The sequence below is a fragment of the Paracoccus sp. R12_2 genome (assembly GCF_017744015.1).
In the GTDB taxonomy this organism is placed as follows: Bacteria; Pseudomonadota; Alphaproteobacteria; order Rhodobacterales; family Rhodobacteraceae; genus Paracoccus.
In genome coordinates this window covers 1-20,526 of the sequence record NZ_JAGHRA010000007.1, presented here as the reverse complement: position 1 = coordinate 20,526, position 20,526 = coordinate 1, and the positions used below count along the sequence as shown (strand labels likewise).

Below are 20,526 nucleotides of genomic sequence, written 5' to 3'. Positions count from 1 at the left end.
AGGGGGCAGCATGAGGCTTCAGGACAAGATCGCCGTCGTGACCGGTGGGGGCAGCGGCTTTGGTGCGGGGATCGCACGCAAATTCGCGGCCGAGGGCGCGCAGGTGGTCGTCGCCGACATCAACGACACCGCCGCCCGTCAGATCGCGGAGGAAATCGGCGGCCTTGGTGTCCATGCCGATGTCGCCGACAGCGCCAGCGTCGCGGAAATGGTTGCGCAGACGATCCGGGCGTTCGGGAGGATCGACGTGATGGTGAACAACGCGGGCGTGACGCATCTGCCGACGCCGATGGAAGAGGTCACCGAGGCGGATTTCGACCGTGTTCTGGCGGTCAACTGCAAGTCGATCTATCTGATCGCGCGCGAGATCGTGCCGCTGATGAAGACCGCGGGGCGGGGTGCGATCGTGAACGTTGCCTCGACCGCGGGCGTGTCGCCCCGGCCGCGGCTGAACTGGTACAATGCCTCGAAGGGCTGGCTGATCACCGCCACGCGGGCCATGGCGGTCGAGCTTGCGCCGTTCGGCATCCGTGTGAACGCGATCAATCCGGTCGCCGGGGAAACGCCGCTGCTGAAAAGCTTCATGGGCGAGGACACGCCCGAGATGCGGGCCAAATTCCTGTCCACGATCCCCATCGGGCGTTTCTCGACGCCCGAGGACATGGGCAACGCCGCCTGTTTCCTGGCCTCGGACGAGGCGTCGATGATCACCGGCGTCGCGATGGAGGTCGATGGCGGGCGCTGTATCTGAGGGGCGCCGCCATCGGCGCGGCGTTCTAAGGCGTCAGCAGCATGACCTGCACATCGGCGACATTGGTTCCAGTGGCCCTTGTCACAAGCAGGTCGCCCGCGTGCTTCAGTGCCGCGTAGCTGTCGTTGTTGGCCAGCAGGGCCGCCGCGTCGGCGCCGCTTGCGGCGATGCGGCCGGCGGTTCCCTGATCGACCAGTCCGCCCGCGGCATCGGTCGGACCGTCGCGCCCGTCGGTCCCGCCGCTGAGAAACACCCAGCCCGGCGGCAGGTCGCCGCCCTGCATGGCGACGCGCAGCGCCAGTTCCTGGTTGCGCCCGCCGCGCCCGTCGCCGCGCAGCCGCACCGTGGTTTCGCCGCCGAAAATCAGTGCGGTCGGCTGGCGCAACGATGTGTCGCGTGCGGCGGTGATGACCCTGCGGGCGGCGTCGCCCACGTCACCGGTCAGGTGGTCGGACACGATCCGGGCCGTCCAGCCATCAGGCACCGCGCGCTGCATCGCCTGAAGGGACAGATCGTTGCTGCCGATCAGGTGATTGTCCGCGTCCGGCGACCGTGATGGTTCCCGGGGCGTTTCCAGCAATTCGCGCACAGGCAGCGGCAGGCGATCGAACAATCCGTGACGGCGCAGCAGCGCCAGCGCGTCGGCGCGGCTTCCCAGCGGCGCGGTCGTCGGGCCGCTGGCGATGGCGGCCAGATCGTTGCCGATCACGTCCGACAGGATCAGCGCGGTGACCGGGGCGGGGGCCGCCAGACGCAGGAAACCGCCACCCTTCAGCGTGGACAGCTGCTGCCGGACCAGGTTCATCGACGCGATGTCCAATCCGCTTTCCAGCAGGACGCGATTGACCTGTTGCTTGTCCTGCAGGGTCAGGGGTGGGACCGGCGCGGGCACCAGCGCCGATCCGCCGCCCGAGACCAGGGCATAGACGTGATCATCCGCGCCCGCCCCGGCCAGCAGCCCGGCGATCTGCTGTCCGGCGTGCAGACCTGCCGCGTCGGGCACGGGATGGCCTGCCTTCAGAACGCGGGCGCCTGGCACGGTCTGGCTGTTTTCATGATGCGTGACGGCAAGCGCGTCGAAGGGCGGTGGCACACGGCGCATCGCCTCGGCCAGCATGGCGGGGGCGGCCTTGCCGATCGCGATCAGATAGTGCTGTCTGCGGCCATGCAGCGCGGCGGGCGGGTGACGTTCGAAATGCGCGCGCACGGCGCGGGCCGGGTCGGCCGCGCCGACGGCCACATCATACAGATGCCGCGCCAGCGCGCGCATGTCTTTGGTGTTCGGCTCAGCCTGCAATCTGACGTGCCTTTTCGACCAGCACCTGCGCCTGCCGGATCGAGGCATAGTCGATCAGCCGTCCATCCAGCGATACGGCGCCCTTGCCGGCGGCCTCTGCCTCGGCCATCGCGTCCAGGATCTTCTGCGCGCGGGCGATTTCGGCCTCGGACGGGCTCATCACTTCATTGGCCAGGGCGATCTGGCTGGGATGGATCGCCCATTTGCCTTCGCAGCCCAGCACGGCGGCGCGATAGGCTGCGGCCCTGAACCCGTCCGGGTCCGAGAAATCCCCGAACGGGCCGTCGATCGGGCGCAGCCCGTTGGCGCGCGCGGCAACGACCATCCGCGACAGCGCATAGTGCCACATGTCGCCCCAGTGAACCTGACGTTCACCGGCGGGATCGGGGTCGGTCAGCACGGCATAGTTTTCGTTCACGCCGCCGATCACGGTGGTCCGGGCGCGGGTGCTGGCGGCATAGTCCGCGACGCCGAAATGCAGGCTTTCGTTGCGCTTCGATGCCGCCGCGATGTCGCTGACATTCTGCATGCCCAGTGCCGTTTCGATGATATGTTCGAACCCGATCCGCTTGGTCCAGCCCTTGGCATCCTCGATCTGCGTGACCAACATGTCCGCGGCATAGACATCGGCGGCGGTTCCGACCTTGGGGATCATGATCAGGTCAAGCCGCTGCCCGGCCTGTTCGACCACATCGACCACGTCGCGATACATGTAATGCGTGTCCAGTCCGTTGATTCGGACCGACATGGTTTTCCTGCCCCAGTCGATCTCGTTCAAGGCCTTGATGATGTTCTTGCGCGCCTGTTCCTTTTCATCCGGTGCTACCGCGTCTTCAAGGTCCAGAAAGATCACGTCGGCGGCGGATTCCGCTGCCTTCTGAAACATTTGCGGCTGGCTACCGGGCACTGCCAGCTCGCTGCGGTTCAGCCGCGCCGGGGCCTGCTCGATGGAATGGAAACTCATCTCGGTTCGCTCCTCTTGGGGAATTCGGATCGGCGCCTTCATGCAACGAAGAAATGATCTTTCGCGTCAAGACGGCGCAAGGTCGCATTCCTGCGCCCGCGTTTCAGCCGTCGGCGGATGTGCCGTCCCCGCCGGGCAGGCGGTTCGAATAGAAGAAGGCGATGGCCTGCGCGCGGTTCCTGACCGACAGCTTGTCATAGAGGTTCGACAGGTGGAACTTGACCGTGTTGGTCGAGATGCCAAGCTCTTTCGACAATTCGCGGTTGCTGAGGCCCCTGGACAGCGCCTCGAGCATCACCCGTTCGCGGCGCGACAGGCTGTGGATCGGATCCTTCTGCAAATCGCGCACGTCCAGATAGGGAAAGACCATCTTCCCGGCGGCGACCGCGATGCAGGTATCCAGCAGCGCCTCGACCGGGCCGTTGCGGGTGACGAAACCCGCGGCGCCCGCGCCCATCGCCGCGCGGTGCGCGGCGCTGCCCTGATCGGCATAGACGACCATGCGCGGGCCGTCGTCCTGTTCGCGCAGGACCTCCAGCAGGCGCGCGCCGCCCAGGATCGGCAGATCCCAGTCGATCACGCCGACCTGTGCAGGCACGCGGACGACGTTGGCCAGAAATCCCTCGGCCGTGGCGGAGGTCGCGATCAGCGAGAAGCGGGGATCACGCTCGAACACCGCCGACATGGCGGACAGGACCAGCGGATTGCTGCAGGCAAGGCTGACGGAAATCCGGGAAGTCGATGCGCTGACGGTCGGCATTCTAGTCCTTTCCTCTGATTTCCTCCCGGATCGGGTAGGGTCACTTCAGCCAAAGGTGGCATTTCCACCCTTATGGGCAGGGAAACAGCCATCCCAATGGATGCCAAGATGCAGGAGTAACGCATGTTGTGGTTCCAGTCGAGACAGGGCCTTGTTCCAAGAGCAATTTAGTTTCGGGAACGCGCTGACATGAGCAAGATAATGACTTTCCCGCAGTTGGAGATTCCGCCGACACTGGCGGCCGGACCGGGGCCGGGCAATACCGATCCACGGGTTCTGGCCCGGTTCGCCGGCGCGGGTACCGCCGACCACATGCAGGCCGATGTTCTGCGCGGCATGATCGAATGCAAGACGATGCTGCGCGAGGTGATGGGCACCGCCAACATCCACACATTCGGCGTCGCCGGCACCGGGTGGAGCGGGCTGGACGCGATGTTCGGCGCGGTCATGCCTGGCGACAAGGTGGTGATGTTCGTGAACGGCACGTTCTCGGGGATCGACGGGCTGACGGTGCGGATGAAGGCCGCCACCGCCGAAGAACTGGCGGCCAGCCCGCTGGATCCGCAGGCGGCATCGGTCACCGTCGTGACGGTGCCGCACGGCGCGTCGGTCACCGGCGAGATCGTCGAGGCCGCGCTGGCCGAACATCGCCCGAACTGGGCGGCGATGGCGCATTGGGAAACCGGTTCGGGCCGGATCAACGATCTGCGCGGATTTTCGGACGCCTGCGAACGCCATGATGTGATGGGGCTTGTCGATGCGGTGTCATCGCTGGGTGTCGCGGATTTCCGTATCGATGATTTTCCGGGCGTGCATGGCTGGGCCTCGTGCCCGCAAAAGGGCATCTGCTGCCTGCCGCTGACCTATGCGCCGGTGTCGTTCAGCGACCGTTACATCGCAACGCTGCGGGGGACCGGATGCCGCAGTTTCGTCCATCATCCGATCCTTGAAGCTCGCCACTGGGGCATCATCGACGGCAAGGATGTCGAGAAGGGAACATATCACCGCACCCACAGCGCCTATGCGGTCGCGGCCTTTCACGAGGCGCTGCGGATCACCCTGCAGGAAACCGTCACGGGCCGGGCCAAAAGCTATGCCTTCCACGAGGCGGTGCTACGCGAGGCGGTCACGGCGATGGGCTGCAAGGTGACGTCCAACATGACCTCGCTGGTGGTGCTGACGCTGCCGGACCATCTGGCCGGCCGCGAGATGGAACTGGTGCAGACGTGCCGTGCCGAGGGCTTCGGCATCTGGCCCACGCTGTCCGAACCTGTGCAGGTCCGCATCGGCATCCTCAACCTGCTGAACCGCCGCGCGATCACCGAGATCGTCACCCGGTTCGGCGAGGCGATGAACCGGATGGGGGCGGGCATCGACATGACGCGGATCACGGCAATTCTGGACCGACAGTTCGATCGCGCCGTCGCGGCGGAATGACAGGCGCACAGGGGAGGGGACGACATGGATATCCATGAATATCAGGCCAAGGAAATTCTCAGCAATTTCGGCGTGGCCATTCCACAGGGCGCGCTGGCCTACAGCCCCGAACAGGCGGCGTATCGCGCCCGCGAGATGGGTGGCAGCCGCTGGGTCGTCAAGGCGCAGGTGCATGCCGGCGGACGCGGCAAGGCCGGCGGGGTCAAGCTGTGCGACAGCGACGCCGAGATCCAGAACGTCACCGAAGACATGTTCGGAAAGAAGCTGGTGACGCATCAGACCGGCCCCGAGGGCAAGGGGATCTATCGCGTCTATGTCGAAGCCGCGGTACCGATCGAGCGCGAGATCTATCTGGGCCTGGTCCTGGATCGCGCCAGTCAGCGCGTGATGATCGTCGCCAGCCGCGAGGGCGGCATGGAGATCGAGGACATCTCGGCCGAAAAGCCCGACAGCATCGTGCGCGCCACGGTCGAGCCTGCCGTCGGCCTGCAGGAATTCCAGTGCCGCGAGATCGCCTTTGCCCTGGGGATCGCGCCGGCCATGATCCAGCAGATGGTGCGCACGCTGCGCGGCTGCTATCGCGCCTTCCGCGAACTGGATGCGACCATGGTCGAGGTCAATCCGCTGGTGATCACCGGCGACGACCGCATCCTGGCATTGGACGCCAAGATGACCTTCGACGACAACGCCCTGTTCCGGCATCCGCAGATTTCCGAGTTGCGCGACAAGTCGCAGGAAGATCCGCGGGAATCGCGCGCGGCGGATCGCGGGCTGAACTATGTCGGTCTGGATGGTCATATCGGATGCATCGTCAATGGCGCGGGGCTGGCGATGGCGACGATGGACACGATCAAGCTGGCGGGGGGCGAGCCCGCGAATTTCCTGGATATCGGCGGCGGGGCCACGCCGGAACGGGTCGCCAAGGCGATCCGGCTGGTGATGTACGACAAGAAGGTGCAGGCGCTGCTGGTCAACATCTTCGCGGGCATCAATCGCTGCGACTGGGTGGCCGAGGGCGTCGTGCAGGCGCTGCGCGAGAACCCGGTCGATGTGCCGGTCGTCGTCCGGCTGGCCGGCACCAATGTCGAGGAAGGCCAGAAGATCCTTGCGGAAAGCGGGCTGCCGCTGATCCGCGCCGCGACCCTGAACGAGGCCGCCGAGCGCGCGGTGGCCGCATGGAAAAGCGACATGAACCAACAGAATTCAACGCTGAGGGCGGTCTGATGAGCATTCTGATCGACAGCGACACAAGAGTCATCGTCCAGGGCATCACCGGCAAGATGGCCCGATTCCACACCCGCGAGATGATCGAATACGGCACCAATGTCGTCGGCGGCGTCGTGCCCGGAAAGGGCGGCGAGACGGTCGAGGGGGTGCCGGTCTTCGACACGGTCAAGCAGGCGGTTGCCGAAACCGGGGCCCAAGCGACGCTGGTTTTCGTGCCACCGCCCGCCGCCGCCGACGGGATCATGGAGGCGGCGGATGCGGGCATCCGATACTGTGTCTGCATCACCGACGGCATCCCGGCGCAGGACATGATCCGGGTGAAACGCTACATGTTCCGATACCCACGGGAACGGCGCATGGTGCTGACCGGCCCGAACTGCGCCGGCACGATCAGCCCCGGCAAGGCGATGCTGGGGATCATGCCCGGCCATATCTACCTGCAGGGTCATGTGGGCATCATCGGCAGGTCGGGAACGCTGGGTTACGAAGCCGCATCGCAACTGAAGGAACGCGGGATCGGCGTCTCGACCAGCGTCGGCATCGGCGGCGATCCGATCAATGGATCGTCCTTCAGGGACATCATGAAGTATTTCCAGGATGACGACGACACCCACCTGATCTGCATGATCGGCGAGATCGGCGGCCCGCAAGAGGCCGAGGCGGCCGACTTTATCCGCGATCACGTCAAGAAGCCCGTCGTGGCTTATGTCGCGGGCCTGACCGCGCCCAAGGGACGGACCATGGGTCACGCTGGCGCGATCATCCAGGCGTTCGGGGAAAGCGCCAGCGAGAAGGTCGAGATCCTTGGCGCGGCGGGCGTGACCGTGGCCGAGAACCCGGCCGCGATCGGCGAGACGATCGCCCGTGTGCTGCAATAGGAGGGATGGATGGCGAAACCCAGGATACTGGTCACCCGCCGCTGGCCCGCCGCGGTCGAGGCCCGGCTTGCGGATCTGTTCGATGCCGATCTGAACGTCTCGGACCGGCCGCTTGATCAGGACTGCCTGAAGCAGGCGATGCAGCGATATGACGCGATCCTGCCGACGGTGACCGACAGGATCGGCGCCGCAACGCTGGAACTGGACCGGCCGCAAGCCAGGATCCTGGCCAATTACGGCGTCGGCTACAGCCATATCGACATGGCCAGCGCCGGTCAGCACGGCATCGTGGTGACGAACACGCCCGATGTTCTCAGCGAATGCACCGCCGATCTGGCGATGACGCTGCTGCTGATGGTCGCGCGCCGCGCGGGCGAGGGCGAACGCGAGTTGCGAGCCGGACGCTGGGGCGGCTGGCGGCCCACCCATCTGGTCGGCACCAAGGTGTCGGGAAAGACGCTTGGCATCATCGGCTATGGCCGCATCGGGCAGCAGATGGCGCGGCGCGCGCATCATGGGTTCGGCATGAAGATCCTTGTCCACAACCGCGGCAAGGTCGCGCCCGAGGTTCTGGCGTCATGCGCAGCGATGCAGCTGGACAGCATCGACGAATTGTTGCCGCAATGCGATTTCGTGTCGCTGCACTGTCCGGGCGGGTGCGAGAACCGACATCTGATCGATGCGCGCCGACTGGGGCTGATGCGGCCCGGTGGGTTCCTGATCAACACCGCGCGCGGCGAGGTGGTGGACGAAGAGGCGCTGTCCCGCGCGCTGTGGTTCGAGACGATCGGCGGTGCGGGGCTGGATGTGTTCGACGGTGAACCGCGGATCAACCCGGCGCTGCATGGCTGCGAGAACCTTGTCATGCTGCCGCATCTGGGCAGCGCCACCACCGAGGCGCGAGAGGCGATGGGATTTCGCGTGGTCGAGAATCTGCGCGATTTCTTCGCGGGGCGCGAGCCGCGCGACCGGGTGAACTGACCCACGCGCCGCAACTCCGATCCATGATCACGACCAAGGCCCGCGACAATGCGGACCGACGGACGTTGTCGCCCGGAAAACCTGAAGGCTGGATTGAAAATCTGGTGCGGTCGAGAAGACTCGAACTTCCACTCCGGTTAAGGAACAGCGACCTCAACGCTGCGCGTCTACCAATTCCGCCACGACCGCATCCGGGCAGTGCGCGGGGTCATAGCCGAGCGGAAAGCGATTGAAAAGGGGTTTCTTGCAGCAATGAACCTCTGCGGTGGCGGCCAGATCCGTGGTCCGGGCACTTGACGCCAAACAGCCTTGGGGTCACATGCGCACGCATGGTGGAATGGATCATCAGTGACGGCCTGACAGGCCACGAAGAGGCCGTCGCCCGGATGGAGGCCCGCGTGGCCGCGATCCACGCGGGCGAGGCGGACGAACTGATCTGGCTGGTCGAGCATCCGCCGCTTTACACCGCCGGCACAAGTGCGCGCGACGCCGATCTGCTGGATGCGCGCTTTCCCGTCCATGCAACGGGCCGGGGCGGGCAATATACCTATCACGGTCCCGGACAGCGTGTCGTTTATGTCATGCTTGACCTGAACCGGCGTGGACGGGATGTCCGCGATTTCGTCGCCCGGCTGGAACGCTGGGTCATCGCCGCGCTGGCGGAATTCGGCGTCACCGGCGAGATCCGCGAGGGGCGGGTCGGTGTCTGGGTCGCGCGCCCTGAAAAACCGGGTCTGCCGGACGGCACCCCGCGCGAGGACAAGATCGCGGCGATCGGCGTCAAGTTGCGCCGCTGGGTCAGCTTTCACGGCATCGCCGTCAATGTCGAACCCGACCTGACCCATTACGCCGGCATCGTTCCATGCGGCATCAGCGGCCACGGCGTGACCAGCCTGGTCGATCTTGGCCTGCCGGTCGGCATGCCCGACCTGGACAGTGCGCTGAAACGTTGCTTCGATCCGATCTTCGGGCCGGATCACTGACCGCCGGAAATCTGACGAACATGTGCAAATTTTGCCATGCGACCTTATGACGGGTGGATTCCGCGATTTGAGCGCCTATAACCGGGCGTTGGGACATCCAATTCTGGTTGAGCGAGGAAAACACGTATGAAAATCGCGATTATCGGCTCTTTGATCGGTGCCGCCCTAGCCATGCCCGCATTTGCACAGGACGGAGATGCCGCCAACGGCGAAAAGGAATTCCGCAAATGCAAGGCCTGCCACATGATCCAGTCGCCAGACGGCGAGGACATCGTGAAGGGCGGCAAGGTCGGGCCGAACCTGTACGGGATCGTCGGGCAGCCGGCGGGCAGTCAGGAAGACTTCAAGTATTCGGACGCGCTGGTCGAGCTGAAGGACAGCGGCGAGGTCTGGACGGTCGAGGATCTGGCCGCCTACATCACCGACCCGAACAAGTTCGTTCAGGAAAAGACCGGCGATGACAGCGCGCGGACCAAGATGACTTTCAAGCTGAACAAGAATCAGGCGGACGTCGCGGCCTTCCTGGCCAGCCACTCGCCCGAGGCGGAATAGACCGCGCTTGCGGAAAGTGCGGCAATCCGTCGCAGTTCAGCCTAACATCGCCTCCGCGGAATGTGATATTCTTGCGGAGGCGTTCAAATTTACGCCAGTTCGGCACATTGCCCGGTGCGCGCCACTGGTCTAGAAGACTTACGGAACATCGCCGGTCTGCCTGACCGGCTCGACGATATCTGAGGGAGTTCGGGTATGGCAGACGCAGCCGCTCACGGCCACGACGACCATCACGACCAGCGCGGGTTCTTTACCCGATGGTTCATGTCCACCAATCACAAGGACATTGGTATTCTTTACCTTTTCACCGCCGGTCTGGTGGGCCTGATCTCGGTCAGCTTCACCGTGTACATGCGGATGGAACTGCAGCATCCGGGCGTGCAGTACATGTGCCTTGAAGGCGCGCGCTTCATCGCCGATTCGACGGCCGAGTGCACGCCGAACGGCCATCTGTGGAACGTGATGATCACCTATCACGGCGTCCTGATGATGTTCTTCGTGGTCATTCCGGCCCTGTTCGGCGGTTTCGGCAACTATTTCATGCCGTTGCACCTTGGCGCCCCGGACATGAGCTTCCCGCGCCTGAACAACCTCAGCTACTGGATGTATGTCGTTGGCGTCGCGCTTGGCGTCGCGTCGCTTCTTGCCCCGGGCGGCAACCAGCAGATGGGTTCCGGCGTCGGCTGGGTCCTGTATCCGCCACTGTCCACGACCGAGGGCGGCTATTCGATGGATCTGGCGATCTTCGCCGTCCACGTCTCGGGCGCGTCCTCGATCCTTGGTGCGATCAACATCATCACCACCTTCCTGAACATGCGTGCCCCCGGCATGACCCTGTTCAAGGTGCCGCTGTTCGCCTGGTCGGTGTTCATCACCGCATGGCTGATCCTGCTGGCACTGCCGGTTCTGGCGGGCGCCATCACCATGCTGCTGATGGACCGCAATTTCGGCACGAACTTCTTCAATCCGGCCGGCGGCGGTGACCCGATCCTGTATCAGCACATCCTGTGGTTCTTCGGCCACCCGGAGGTGTATATCATCATCCTTCCCGGCTTTGGCATCATCAGCCACGTCATCGCCACCTTCGCCAAGAAGCCGATCTTCGGCTATCTGCCGATGGTTCTGGCCATGGCGGCGATCGGCGTACTGGGCTTCGTAGTCTGGGCGCACCACATGTACACCGTAGGCATGTCGCTGACCCAGCAAAGCTATTTCATGCTGGCGACCATGACCATCGCGGTGCCCACCGGCATCAAGGTGTTCTCGTGGATCGCGACGATGTGGGGCGGTTCGGTCGAGTTCAAGACGCCCATGCTGTGGGCCTTCGGCTTCCTGTTCCTGTTCACCGTCGGTGGCGTGACCGGCGTCGTGCTCAGCCAGGCGCCGCTGGACCGCGTCTATCACGACACCTATTACGTCGTGGCCCATTTCCACTATGTGATGAGCCTTGGCGCCGTCTTCGGCATCTTCGCGGGGGTCTATTTCTGGATCGGCAAGATGTCGGGCCGCCAGTATCCCGAATGGGCCGGCAAGGTGCATTTCTGGATGATGTTCATCGGCTCGAACATGATCTTCTTCCCGCAGCACTTCCTGGGTCGTCAGGGCATGCCGCGCCGCTATATCGACTATCCGGTCGAATACGCGTTCTGGAACAATATCAGCTCGATCGGTGCCTATATCAGCTTTGCCTCGTTCCTGTTCTTCATCGGGATCGTGTTCTACACGCTGCGCGCCGGACAGCGCGTGAACGTGCCGAACTACTGGAACGAGCACGCCGACACGCTGGAATGGACCCTTTCCTCGCCCCCGCCCGAACACACGTTCGAGCAGCTTCCCAAGCGCGAGGACTGGGATCACGCCCGCGCGCACTGATGCCTTACGAATGGCAAGACGCGGCCCCGGACGATTCCGGGGCCGTTTGCTTTCGGCTGCGGGCCTGGCCATACCGTTCGCTGCCCGTGCGCGGCTTCGTGTGGTTCATCGGCGCGACGGCGGCCCTGCTTGCGCTGCCACTGCTGGCGGCGCTTGGCACGGCGGTGCTGTGGGGGCTGCTGCCCTTCGCGGCGCTGGTCGTCTGGGGGATGTGGTATGCGCTGCAGCGAAGTTACCGAAGCGGCGAGACGGTCGAGGAACTGACGCTGGATCGTCAGACCCTGTGGCTGCAGCGGCACGACGCCGGACGGCCGGTGCGACAGTGGAAGACCAACAGCTACTGGGTGCGGCCCGCGCTGAGGAAAGGCCCGGTCGAGGATTATCTGACCCTGACCGACGGTCAGCGCGAGATCGAGCTTGGGGCGTTCCTGACACCCGAGGAGCGCCGCGCCCTGTGCGCGGATCTGCAAAACCGGCTGGCGCGCCTGAGATAGGAAACGAAAGGCCCGGTGAGCAGGGAAACCTGGTCACCGGGCCTTTGGATATTTCGCTGAGGCGGCGTTATCCCAGCCGATAGTTCGGGCTTTCCCGCGTGATCTGCACGTCGTGGACGTGACTTTCCTTCAGCCCGGCACCGGTGATCCGCACGAAATTGCAGTTCCGGCGCATTTCGGCCACGGTCGCGCAGCCGGTATAGCCCATCGCCGCGCGCAAACCGCCGACCAGCTGATGGATCACCGTGCCCGCCGGACCCTTGTAGGGCACCTGGCCCTCGATCCCCTCGGGGACCAGCTTGTCGGTGGCCGCGTCCTTCTGGAAATACCGGTCAGCCGAACCGCGCGCCATGGCGCCCAGGCTGCCCATGCCCCGATAGGACTTGAACGAACGACCCTGATACAGGATCACCTCGCCGGGGCTTTCATCGGTTCCGGCGATGGCGCTGCCGACCATGGCACAGCTGGCCCCGGCGGCGATCGCCTTGGCGAAATCGCCCGAGAACTTGATGCCCCCGTCCGCGATCACCGGCACGTCGCCGGCGGCGGCCGAGGCGTCCATGATCGCGGTCAGTTGCGGCACGCCGACCCCTGCCACGACGCGCGTCGTGCAGATCGATCCCGGGCCGATGCCGACCTTGACGGCGTCCGCGCCGGCATCGATCAGCGCCCGGGTCGCTTCGCCAGTGGCGACATTCCCGGCGACCACCTGCACTTCGTTCGAGAACGCCTTCACACGTTCGACCGCCTTGGCGACACCGGCCGAATGGCCATGCGCGGTGTCGATCACGACCATATCCACGCCCGCCTCGATCAATGCCTGGCTGCGTTCGAAGCCCTCTTCGCCCACGGTCGAGGCAGCCGCGACCCGCAGCCGACCCAGATCGTCCTTGCAGGCCAGCGGGTTCAGCACCGCCTTTTCGGTGTCCTTCAGCGTCAGCAGCCCGGTCAGATGCCCCTTGCCGTCGACGACCAGCAGCTTTTCGATCCGGCGTTCCTTCATCAGGTCGATTGCCTGCTGACGGTCCGCCGGCTCGGTCAGCATCGCCAGCCTGTCCGATGTCATCATCACCCGCACGGGCGTCTTGTCGTCGCTGGCAAAGCGCATGTCGCGATTGGTGACGATGCCCATGACGCGGCCCTGATCGTCCACGACCGGAAATCCGGTGACGCTGTAGCGATCCTGCAGCGCCTTGGCATCGGCCAGGGTCTGGTCGGCGCGCAGGGTGATCGGATTATAGACGATCCCGCTTTCAAAGCGCTTGACGCGGCGCACCTCGGCGGCTTGCTGATCGATGGTCAGGTTGCGGTGGATCACGCCCATGCCGCCCGACTGGGCCATGGCAATCGCCATGCGGCTTTCGGTGACGGTATCCATCGCCGAGGACAGCAGGGGAATGTTCATCCGGATGGAGCGCGTGACCTGCGTGGTCACATCGGCGGTCGATGGCATCACCGTCGAGGCGGCGGGAACCAGAAGCACGTCGTCGAAGGTCAGGGCCTCACGAATCTGCATGGGAGTTTCCTTGCGGCAAGTTCGTTTGGCAGTTTCCCCTTTCACGCGCAGGCGGGTTTGTCCAGCCCCCGATCGGGAAAGCCGGGCACCCACCGTCTGCCGTGGGGCGGCGGTTTCGTTGCAATCAAGTCACAATGCCGCAAGGTCACATCCTATATGCCTAAAATTCGCGCCTGTGGTGAATTGAACCGTTGCCTTCACACGCTAAGGTGATCGCATGATATCGAGAGGGGCGCACACGCCTGAGAGGGAGGCAACAAGATGAAAAGAACTGCTACAGGAATGGCGGTCCTGCTGATGGGCACGGCCCCGGCATTGGCCGGCGGGATCGAGCGCGCGCCGCAATCGCTGACGGCTTTGTTCGAGGAAGGCAACTATGCCGAACTGAGCTTCGGCGGTGTCGATCCGACCGTCGAAGGGACGGACGTCGCCGGTTTTGCTACCGGAGATGTGGCGCAGGGTTACGGCTTCGTGGGACTTTCCTACAAGCATCAGTTCAATGAGAATCTTTCTGCTGCATTCATTCTGGAGCAGCCTTTCGGCGCGGACCTGCTGTATCCGTTGGCGCCTGAAGGGTCACCCGTTCTGGGCGGTACCCGCGTTCAGATAGATTCGACGACCTATACCGCGCTCGCGCGCTATAAATTCCAGAACAATTTTTCGGTTCACGGCGGTATCCGCGCTTCGACAGCAGAAGGTCAGGTGAACCTTAACGGCTTAGGTTATTCCACCACTGCAGGATATGACCTATCGATCGACAACGAACTGGGAGTGGGCTATGTCATCGGCGCGGCCTATGAGATGCCGGAAATTGCGGGGCGCATCTCACTGACCTACAACTCGCCCATTGAGCATGATTTCACCATGACGGAAAGCGGCCCGATCATTCTGGCAGCGACAGGCGGCCTGACTGACACAGTGACCGGCGATTACAAAGTCAAGACGCCGCGCAGTTGGAATTTGGAAGGTCAGACGGGTATCGCGGCCGACACCTTGCTGTTTGGTTCCATCCGCTGGGTCAAGTGGTCGGAGTTCAAGGTAGAGAACTTCGTGTTCCCGATCCCAGTTGGCGCCGGCATTCCGCTGGTCGAGCTTGAGGATACAACCACCTACACGATTGGTGTCGGCCGCAAGTTTAACGAGAACTGGTCGGGTTCGGTCTCATTCCTCTATGAGGCGAGTGAGGGGGATACTGTATCGCCACTGGCCCCAACGAACGGACGCAAGGCGGTTACGTTGGCTGCTATCTATACTCGCGACAACATAAAGGTCACGACAGGCATCAACTACACCAAACTCGGCGGTGCTGATCTGGGCGTCGGCGAGACCGGCAACAAAACTCAGGTGGCAACAACCGATGATGGTGACGCATGGGGCGTGGGCGTCAGGGTCGGCTACAGCTTCTGATCCTGCATCGACGCAACAATGGCACGGCCCCGCTTCGGCGGGGCCTTTGCTTTGTTGGGGCAACGGATTACCTATGCGCCGTTCAGAAGGGGAACCGGCATGATCTATGGCAGTGGCAGCGCGTGGCGGCAGGCAGCGAACAGGCGCATCGTGCTGTTCGGCATGTCCGGGCTTGGCAAGACCTACCTGTCCAACATGCTGCGCGCGGCGGGCGACTGGTTCCACTATTCCATCGATTACCGCATCGGCACCCGCTACATGGGCGAATACATCGCCGACAACTTCAAGCGCGAGGCGATGAAGGTGCCGCTGCTGCGGGAATTGCTGATGTCCGACAGCGTCTATATCGCCAGCAACATCACCTTCGACAATCTCGCGCCCCTGTCCACCTATCTGGGCAAACCCGGCAGCCCCAGCCGGGGCGGCCTGCCATTCGACGAATACCGCGTGCGCCAGGACCAGCATCGCCGGGCCGAGATGTCGGCCCTGCTGGACACGCGCCATTTCATGGATCGCGCGATAGATATCTACAGTATCCCGCATTTCGTCTGCGACAGCGGCGGCTCGATCTGCGAGGTGGTGGGCCCCGAAGATCCCGATGATCCGGTGCTGGCCGCGCTGGAACGCGACCTGCTGATGGTCTGGATCAAGGGATCGGACGCGCATACCGCCGAACTGGTCCGCCGGTTCGACCGCGCGCCCAAGCCGATGTATTACCAGCCCGAGTTCCTGGAAAAAGCCTGGGTGGTCTATCGGGTCGAGAAGGGTCTGCAGGGCGAAGAGGTGAACCCCGATGAATTCATCCGCTGGACCTATGCCCGCGCACTGGCCCATCGGCAGCCGCGATACGAGGCGATGGCGCGTCGCGGCGTCACCGTTCTGGCCGAAGAGGTCGCCGAGGTGAAGACGCCCGTCGATTTCACCGACCTGATCGCCCGCGCCATCGACCGCAAGGATTGACCTGATGCCCATCACCCTGAACGAAGACCTGCCCGCCTTCCGCATCCTGTCGGACGAAGGCGTCATGGTGATGTCGCCCGGGCGCGCCGAAAAGCAGGACATCAGACCGCTGCGGATCGGGTTGCTGAACCTGATGCCGAAGAAGATCCAGACCGAGAACCAGTTTGCCCGGCTGATCGGCGCGACGCCGCTGCAGATCGATTTCCAACTGATCCGCATGTCGCAGCATGAAAGCCGCAACACCGCCGCCGATCACATGGAAAGCTTTTACCGCCCCTTCGCCGAGGTCGAGGCATCGGGCGAGAAATTCGACGGGCTGGTGATCACCGGTGCGCCGATCGAACACCTGCCCTTCGATCAGGTCACATACTGGGACGAACTGACGCGGGTCTTTGAATGGACCCAAAGCCATGTGCATTCCACCTTCGGCGTCTGCTGGGGCGGCATGGCAATGGCGTCGCATTTCCACGGCCTGCCCAAGCACATGCTGGATCACAAGGCGTTCGGCTGTTTCCGGCATCAGAACCTGGCACCGGCCTCGCCCTATCTGCGCGGCTTCTCGGACGACGTGCTTGTGCCGGTCAGCCGCTGGACCGAGGTGCGCCAGTCCGACGTGGATAGCTGTCCGGGGCTGACGACGCTGCTGGCCAGCGATGAGGTCGGCCCCTGCCTGCTGGAAGATACGGGGCATCGGGCGCTGTATGTGTTCAACCACTTCGAATATGACAGCACGACGTTGAAAGACGAATACGATCGCGATGTGGCGGTCGGAAAGACCATCAACGTGCCGCGCAACTATTATCCGGGTGATGATCCTGCGGCTGTGCCCACGAACCGCTGGCGCAGTCACGCCCATCTGCTTTACGGTAACTGGATCAACGAGATCTACCAGACCACGGAATACGACATGACCAGGATCGGAAACCGCTGATGGCCAAGTCAAACCGCACGATGCCGGAACTGCCGCTGGTCGGACAGATCTCGGACTACCTGGACAAGGGCGCCCCGAAAGAGATCCGCAAGACCATCGAAAAGGCCGGCAAGGACGATATCCTCGACCCCGGCTATCCGTATCGCGAAGAAATGGACAAGGACGACTACGAAGATCACCTGGAGGCGCTGCAACTGCAACTTGTTCGGATGATGCATGACGTGGTGGCGACGGGTAAGCGGGTGGTGGTCCTGTTCGAGGGGCGTGACGCCGCGGGCAAGGGCGGCACGATCGAACGTGTGCGCGAGAACCTGAACCCGCGATCCTGCTATATCGTCGCGCTGCCCAAGCCGACCGAGCGGGAACAGGGGCAATGGTATTTTCAGCGCTATGTGGACTGGCTGCCCGCCGCCGGAGAGATCGCCCTGTTCGATCGCAGCTGGTACAATCGCGGCGTTGTCGAACGCGTCTTCGGCTTCTCGACGGACCATCAGCGAAATGCATTCTTCCGGCAATTGCCGGGGTTCGAACAAACCCTGGTCGATGACGGCATCACCTTGGTCAAGCTGTGGCTGAATGTGGGACGCGCCGAGCAACTGAAGCGGTTCCTGGACCGCGAACAGGATCCGCTGAAACAGTGGAAGCTTTCGCCCATCGACGTGGACGGCCTGGCGAAATGGGACGATTACAGCACCGCGATACGCGACACGCTGAACCTGTCGCATTCGCCCATCGCGCCATGGACGGTGATCCGGTCCGATGACAAGCGTCGTGCCCGGATCGCTGCGATCCAGACGATCCTGCATGCGGTGGATTATGCGGGCAAGGATCCGCGCGCGATCGGCAAGGTCGATCCGCAGATCGCCGGTGATCCCGAACTTCTGCTGTCATGATCGGCTGCATGCGCGAAGGGCTGCGTCCGCGGGGGCGAAATCATGCCGTCGCGCGCTTTGCAGCGTGCCGGAATCGCGCTGAAACGCCGCCTCTGCTGGACCCGGCAAGGTCGCCTTCCGGGTCAGAAATGCATGACGATTTTCTTGGAGGTGGGTACCGGAATCGAACCGGTCTTCACGGATTTGCAATCCGGTGCGTAACCACTCCGCCAACCCACCGCAATGCTGCGTTTGCTATGGTTTTCGCGAAACGGGGTCAAGGGGGTTATCACACCCGTTATCACTTTCACGTTCTGGCCCTGTTCTGTTCCATCAGCCGCGCTTGGCTCGGGCCTGCCTCGCCCGCATGATCTGGCGGGCTTCCCCGGCATACTTCCGCACCATCGCTTTGGTGCTGTGGCCGCTGTAGGACATGATCTCGTCGTCGTCGCAGCCTGCCCACGCCAGCTCCATCACTCCGCGATAGCGCAGCGCATGGAGGTCGTAGGCTTCAAACCCAAGCCGCCGGCGCTCGGCCAGCATTAGTTCGGCCAGGCGCCGATACTCCATCCGGCTGCCGTCCTGCTTGGTGATGATGTGGCGGGCGGGCAGAGGGGCGAAAGGTAGCGCGGCCTTCGCATTGTCCAATGCGGCCTTGAGAGCCACTGTGCAGGGCAGGATCAGCGGCTTGTCGCCCTTGTTCTGTCGCAGCCTCAGAGTTCCGTCGCCTGCAGGGTCATAGTCTCCCCAAGTGAAGCCCACCCAATCTCCGGGTCTTTGAACGGTGCCAACGCCGATCTCGAAGATCAGCCGTTCAACCGGTCCCGCTTCGGTCCGCCACCTCTCAACGGCAGCATCGGGCCACGGGACGTGTGGTTGTCTGCGATCCTTCGGCACTGCCAGCCGCTCGATGCCTTTGGCGGGATTTTCGTTCAGCCAGCGCCGACGGATCACTTCCTTCGCGATCATGCTAATGGCAACGGGGATGTAATTCGCGAATCGGACGCGATGCTTGTTCTTATCCATCGCCGCATAGATGTCGGCCTGCGTCAGGCGCGCCACGTCACGCTTGCCGATCTTGTCGATCAGGTAGGCCAGAACCGGTTCCAGATCTTGGCGGTAACGTGTGGATTTCTCGGCCCATCGATCCGATTGGCGCAGGATCTGGATGGCCGCAGCCCAAGACCGTTTGGCTTCCATCGTCTTGCCGGTCATCACCTCCCAGTATTGGCGGTCAAACTCGGCCGTACCCTCGGGAGCGGTGAAGCGGTGAAGATATTTCCCGCCTTTGCGGAAATACAGGTATCCGGGCTTGGCCTCGAACACATAGGGTTTGCGACCTTCCTTCCTCACCAGTCTATTCCTCCGTCTACTGCCTCACCGCTGACGATCTTGCGCAGATCATCCACGGGCCACCTTACCATTCCTGGTGCAATCTCGCGTCCGCGTGGCAGGCAGCCGCTATCTACCAGCCGCTGAAACTCGGACTGCTTCATGTCCAGCAGCTTCGCGGCGGTGCTGGCGCTGGCGAATAGAGGCTGGACTTGGCCCATGTCACTTATCCTCTTTCTGTCCGCGGCGGGCGCCTGGCTTGGGTGTATAGGGTCGCGCCATCAGCCTGCCTCCTCGAACTTGTCGGCCTCGTTTCCCCAGTTCCACCAGCCCGGTCTGCGCTGCCGGCTGAAGACCTCGATGCGCCGGGCGACCGGTATCAGCTGCTCGGCGGCCGCGAAGGCCTCGTCGGGCTTCCGGCTGTGTTCGCGGATCTTGCCCATGACGACCGACCGGACAGAGCGTGTGGTCTTCGGCTGCCCGCGCGTGCCGATCAGGAACGGCTCGCCCGCGCATCGCAGGATGTAGCCGGTGCCGAAGGCCTGCTTGCCGGTGCGGGTCAGCTTGGCCCAGTGGCCGGCCGTCTTGAATTCGAAGCCCCAGGCGTGCAGCACCTCGATCGCCTGGGGCAGCATCGGGTTGGTCGCCCAGAGCCACAGGACGCAATCGTCTGCCGCCAGTGCGCTGACGGGCAGGGCGGCGATGTCGGCCAGCGACATGCAACCATATTGCGCCTGCGGAGCCTTTCCTTCGCCTTTCTCGGAGCGCAGTTCGTACGACCAGGGCGGATCCGCCATGATCAGGTCGAAGCCGCCGAAGGGCCGCAGCGCCATGAACTGATGCAGAGCGGTACTCATGCTGCCTCCTCGAGGGCGGATCCGCCCCACTGGTCGGCGCAGGCCTCGGCCACGCCTTCGAACGTGCGACTGCGGATCTTCCAGCGGTCTGCCGTGCGTGGGGCTCGGTGGACGATCGACCATGCTTTCCATTCGTCGCTTCCGCGCTCGGGCTCTGGCAGTCGGTTTGTCTCGGTCAGCTCGGGCAGTCCGCGCAGGTAGAAGCCCGTCGCCTTGTAAGCTGGCTCTCCAAACCAGAACGGTTGGACGATCTGCGGTGCGGGCAGGTCGGCCGGCATCCGGTCGCGCGCGAGATCGTTCATCACCGGGTTCTCGATGGCCACGCACTCGATCGGCGCGCGCCAGCAGTCGATGAACAGGCTGACGCCTTCCTCGAATTCGGCGCGGAGATCTTCCACCGTCCGGCCCCTGGGCAGCTTCTTGGGCGGCGTCCATTTGCCTGGCCCGGACATCCA

At 63.7% G+C, this 20,526-nt stretch carries 21 protein-coding genes and 2 tRNA genes; 13 read left to right on the top strand and 10 right to left on the bottom strand.

The features are described 5' to 3' along the window. Positions 1-10 precede the first annotated feature (10 nt). A complete protein-coding gene (locus J7359_RS10000; RefSeq protein ID WP_209056505.1) occupies positions 11-751 on the top strand; it encodes a glucose 1-dehydrogenase in 741 nt (246 codons plus the stop codon). 25 nt (positions 752-776) lie between these two features. On the opposite strand, the gene J7359_RS09995 is transcribed toward J7359_RS10000, so the two are convergent. The 3 genes from J7359_RS09995 to J7359_RS09985 form a co-directional block, all read right to left on the bottom strand. Beyond that, positions 777-2,021, bottom strand: coding sequence for a DUF4147 domain-containing protein (locus tag J7359_RS09995; RefSeq protein ID WP_209056504.1), 1,245 nt, complete (start codon positions 2,019-2,021; stop codon positions 777-779). A 16-nt stretch (positions 2,022-2,037) separates the two neighbouring features. After that, the gene (locus J7359_RS09990; RefSeq protein WP_209056503.1) at positions 2,038-3,012 is read right to left on the bottom strand and encodes a CoA ester lyase; all 975 of its coding nucleotides are present in this window, start codon (positions 3,010-3,012) and stop codon (positions 2,038-2,040) included. Between the two features lie 103 nt (positions 3,013-3,115). Then, positions 3,116-3,772: a response regulator transcription factor gene (locus J7359_RS09985; RefSeq protein WP_209056502.1), complete on the bottom strand. Its 657-nt coding sequence runs from the start codon at positions 3,770-3,772 to the stop codon at positions 3,116-3,118. A 189-nt stretch (positions 3,773-3,961) separates the two neighbouring features. On the opposite strand from J7359_RS09985, the gene J7359_RS09980 reads away from it, so the two are divergent. The 4 genes from J7359_RS09980 to J7359_RS09965 are packed head-to-tail and all read left to right on the top strand — an operon-like array spanning position 3,962 to position 8,295. Beyond that, complete coding sequence (locus tag J7359_RS09980; RefSeq protein WP_209056501.1) at positions 3,962-5,209, top strand: alanine--glyoxylate aminotransferase family protein; 1,248 nt, start codon at positions 3,962-3,964, stop codon at positions 5,207-5,209. A gap of 24 nt (positions 5,210-5,233) precedes the next feature. Next, positions 5,234-6,433: a malate--CoA ligase subunit beta gene (locus J7359_RS09975; protein ID WP_209056500.1), complete on the top strand. Its 1,200-nt coding sequence runs from the start codon at positions 5,234-5,236 to the stop codon at positions 6,431-6,433. Continuing rightward, positions 6,433-7,314 carry a succinate--CoA ligase subunit alpha gene (sucD, locus tag J7359_RS09970; RefSeq protein WP_209056499.1) on the top strand — a complete coding sequence of 294 codons (882 nt, stop codon included), beginning with the start codon at positions 6,433-6,435 and terminating at the stop codon, positions 7,312-7,314. The genes J7359_RS09975 and sucD overlap by 1 nt, the downstream gene beginning before the upstream one ends. A 9-nt stretch (positions 7,315-7,323) precedes the next feature. Beyond that, entirely contained in the window at positions 7,324-8,295 is a 972-nt protein-coding gene (locus J7359_RS09965) for a D-glycerate dehydrogenase (RefSeq protein WP_209056498.1), read from the top strand. A gap of 102 nt (positions 8,296-8,397) precedes the next feature. Here the strand turns inward: J7359_RS09965 and J7359_RS09960 are convergent. Then, positions 8,398-8,484 (bottom strand) — tRNA-Leu (locus J7359_RS09960). Between the two features lie 140 nt (positions 8,485-8,624). Between J7359_RS09960 and lipB the strand changes: the two genes are divergently transcribed. The 4 genes from lipB (at position 8,625) to J7359_RS09940 (ending at position 12,196) form a co-directional block, all read left to right on the top strand. After that, positions 8,625-9,278: a lipoyl(octanoyl) transferase LipB gene (lipB, locus tag J7359_RS09955; protein ID WP_209056497.1), complete on the top strand. Its 654-nt coding sequence runs from the start codon at positions 8,625-8,627 to the stop codon at positions 9,276-9,278. A 126-nt stretch (positions 9,279-9,404) separates the two neighbouring features. Further along, positions 9,405-9,830, top strand: a complete 426-nt coding sequence (locus J7359_RS09950; protein ID WP_209056496.1) for a cytochrome C — start codon at positions 9,405-9,407, stop codon at positions 9,828-9,830. Between the two features lie 195 nt (positions 9,831-10,025). Then, positions 10,026-11,702 carry a cytochrome c oxidase subunit 1 gene (locus J7359_RS09945; protein WP_209056495.1) on the top strand — a complete coding sequence of 559 codons (1,677 nt, stop codon included), beginning with the start codon at positions 10,026-10,028 and terminating at the stop codon, positions 11,700-11,702. After that, a complete protein-coding gene (locus J7359_RS09940) occupies positions 11,702-12,196 on the top strand; it encodes a DUF2244 domain-containing protein (RefSeq protein WP_209056494.1) in 495 nt (164 codons plus the stop codon). Before J7359_RS09945 ends, J7359_RS09940 begins: the two co-directional genes overlap by 1 nt. A 67-nt stretch (positions 12,197-12,263) precedes the next feature. Here J7359_RS09940 and guaB read toward each other — a convergent pair whose 3' ends face one another. Further along, on the bottom strand, positions 12,264-13,712 hold the full coding sequence (gene guaB, locus J7359_RS09935; RefSeq protein ID WP_209056493.1) for an IMP dehydrogenase: 1,449 nt from the start codon (positions 13,710-13,712) through the stop codon (positions 12,264-12,266). Positions 13,713-13,994: 282 nt separating this feature from the next. On the opposite strand from guaB, the gene J7359_RS09930 reads away from it, so the two are divergent. From J7359_RS09930 to ppk2, 4 genes are all read left to right on the top strand, one after another. After that, entirely contained in the window at positions 13,995-15,119 is a 1,125-nt protein-coding gene (locus J7359_RS09930; RefSeq protein ID WP_247740319.1) for an outer membrane protein transport protein, read from the top strand. A 99-nt stretch (positions 15,120-15,218) separates the two neighbouring features. Next, positions 15,219-16,079: an ATPase gene (locus tag J7359_RS09925; protein WP_209056491.1), complete on the top strand. Its 861-nt coding sequence runs from the start codon at positions 15,219-15,221 to the stop codon at positions 16,077-16,079. Positions 16,080-16,083: 4 nt separating this feature from the next. Further along, a complete protein-coding gene (gene metA, locus J7359_RS09920; RefSeq protein ID WP_209056490.1) occupies positions 16,084-17,010 on the top strand; it encodes a homoserine O-succinyltransferase in 927 nt (308 codons plus the stop codon). Beyond that, positions 17,010-17,903, top strand: a complete 894-nt coding sequence (gene ppk2 / locus J7359_RS09915) for a polyphosphate kinase 2 (protein WP_247740318.1) — start codon at positions 17,010-17,012, stop codon at positions 17,901-17,903. The genes metA and ppk2 overlap by 1 nt, the downstream gene beginning before the upstream one ends. Positions 17,904-18,048: 145 nt before the next feature. Here ppk2 and J7359_RS09910 read toward each other — a convergent pair. The 5 genes from J7359_RS09910 to J7359_RS09890 all read right to left on the bottom strand — a co-directional run. Then, positions 18,049-18,122: transfer RNA gene (locus tag J7359_RS09910), tRNA-Cys, on the bottom strand. A gap of 93 nt (positions 18,123-18,215) precedes the next feature. Then, entirely contained in the window at positions 18,216-19,208 is a 993-nt protein-coding gene (locus tag J7359_RS09905) for a tyrosine-type recombinase/integrase (RefSeq protein ID WP_348524368.1), read from the bottom strand. A gap of 23 nt (positions 19,209-19,231) precedes the next feature. After that, on the bottom strand, positions 19,232-19,435 hold the full coding sequence (locus tag J7359_RS09900) for a hypothetical protein (protein ID WP_209056488.1): 204 nt from the start codon (positions 19,433-19,435) through the stop codon (positions 19,232-19,234). 60 nt (positions 19,436-19,495) lie between these two features. After that, a complete protein-coding gene (locus tag J7359_RS09895; protein ID WP_209056487.1) occupies positions 19,496-20,071 on the bottom strand; it encodes an MT-A70 family methyltransferase in 576 nt (191 codons plus the stop codon). Next, positions 20,068-20,526 (bottom strand): hypothetical protein (locus J7359_RS09890; protein WP_209056486.1); only part of this gene is annotated, 459 nt, incomplete at its 5' end. The genes J7359_RS09890 and J7359_RS09895, both read right to left, overlap by 4 nt.

Coding starts and splice junctions, on each gene's coding strand:
- J7359_RS09995 (WP_209056504.1), bottom strand. CDS start 2,021: ATGCGCGCGCTGGCGCGGCATCTGTATGATGTGGCCGTCGGCGCGGCC.
- J7359_RS09990 (WP_209056503.1), bottom strand. CDS start 3,012: ATGAGTTTCCATTCCATCGAGCAGGCCCCGGCGCGGCTGAACCGCAGC.
- J7359_RS09930 (WP_247740319.1), top strand. CDS start 13,995: ATGGCGGTCCTGCTGATGGGCACGGCCCCGGCATTGGCCGGCGGGATC.
- J7359_RS09940 (WP_209056494.1), top strand. CDS start 11,702: ATGCCTTACGAATGGCAAGACGCGGCCCCGGACGATTCCGGGGCCGTT.
- J7359_RS09925 (WP_209056491.1), top strand. CDS start 15,219: ATGATCTATGGCAGTGGCAGCGCGTGGCGGCAGGCAGCGAACAGGCGC.
- guaB (WP_209056493.1), bottom strand. CDS start 13,712: ATGCAGATTCGTGAGGCCCTGACCTTCGACGACGTGCTTCTGGTTCCC.
- ppk2 (WP_247740318.1), top strand. CDS start 17,010: ATGGCCAAGTCAAACCGCACGATGCCGGAACTGCCGCTGGTCGGACAG.
- J7359_RS09965 (WP_209056498.1), top strand. CDS start 7,324: ATGGCGAAACCCAGGATACTGGTCACCCGCCGCTGGCCCGCCGCGGTC.
- J7359_RS09985 (WP_209056502.1), bottom strand. CDS start 3,772: ATGCCGACCGTCAGCGCATCGACTTCCCGGATTTCCGTCAGCCTTGCC.
- J7359_RS10000 (WP_209056505.1), top strand. CDS start 11: ATGAGGCTTCAGGACAAGATCGCCGTCGTGACCGGTGGGGGCAGCGGC.
- J7359_RS09900 (WP_209056488.1), bottom strand. CDS start 19,435: ATGGGCCAAGTCCAGCCTCTATTCGCCAGCGCCAGCACCGCCGCGAAG.
- J7359_RS09945 (WP_209056495.1), top strand. CDS start 10,026: ATGGCAGACGCAGCCGCTCACGGCCACGACGACCATCACGACCAGCGC.
- J7359_RS09895 (WP_209056487.1), bottom strand. CDS start 20,071: ATGAGTACCGCTCTGCATCAGTTCATGGCGCTGCGGCCCTTCGGCGGC.
- lipB (WP_209056497.1), top strand. CDS start 8,625: ATGGTGGAATGGATCATCAGTGACGGCCTGACAGGCCACGAAGAGGCC.
- metA (WP_209056490.1), top strand. CDS start 16,084: ATGCCCATCACCCTGAACGAAGACCTGCCCGCCTTCCGCATCCTGTCG.
- J7359_RS09980 (WP_209056501.1), top strand. CDS start 3,962: ATGAGCAAGATAATGACTTTCCCGCAGTTGGAGATTCCGCCGACACTG.
- J7359_RS09975 (WP_209056500.1), top strand. CDS start 5,234: ATGGATATCCATGAATATCAGGCCAAGGAAATTCTCAGCAATTTCGGC.
- J7359_RS09950 (WP_209056496.1), top strand. CDS start 9,405: ATGAAAATCGCGATTATCGGCTCTTTGATCGGTGCCGCCCTAGCCATG.
- sucD (WP_209056499.1), top strand. CDS start 6,433: ATGAGCATTCTGATCGACAGCGACACAAGAGTCATCGTCCAGGGCATC.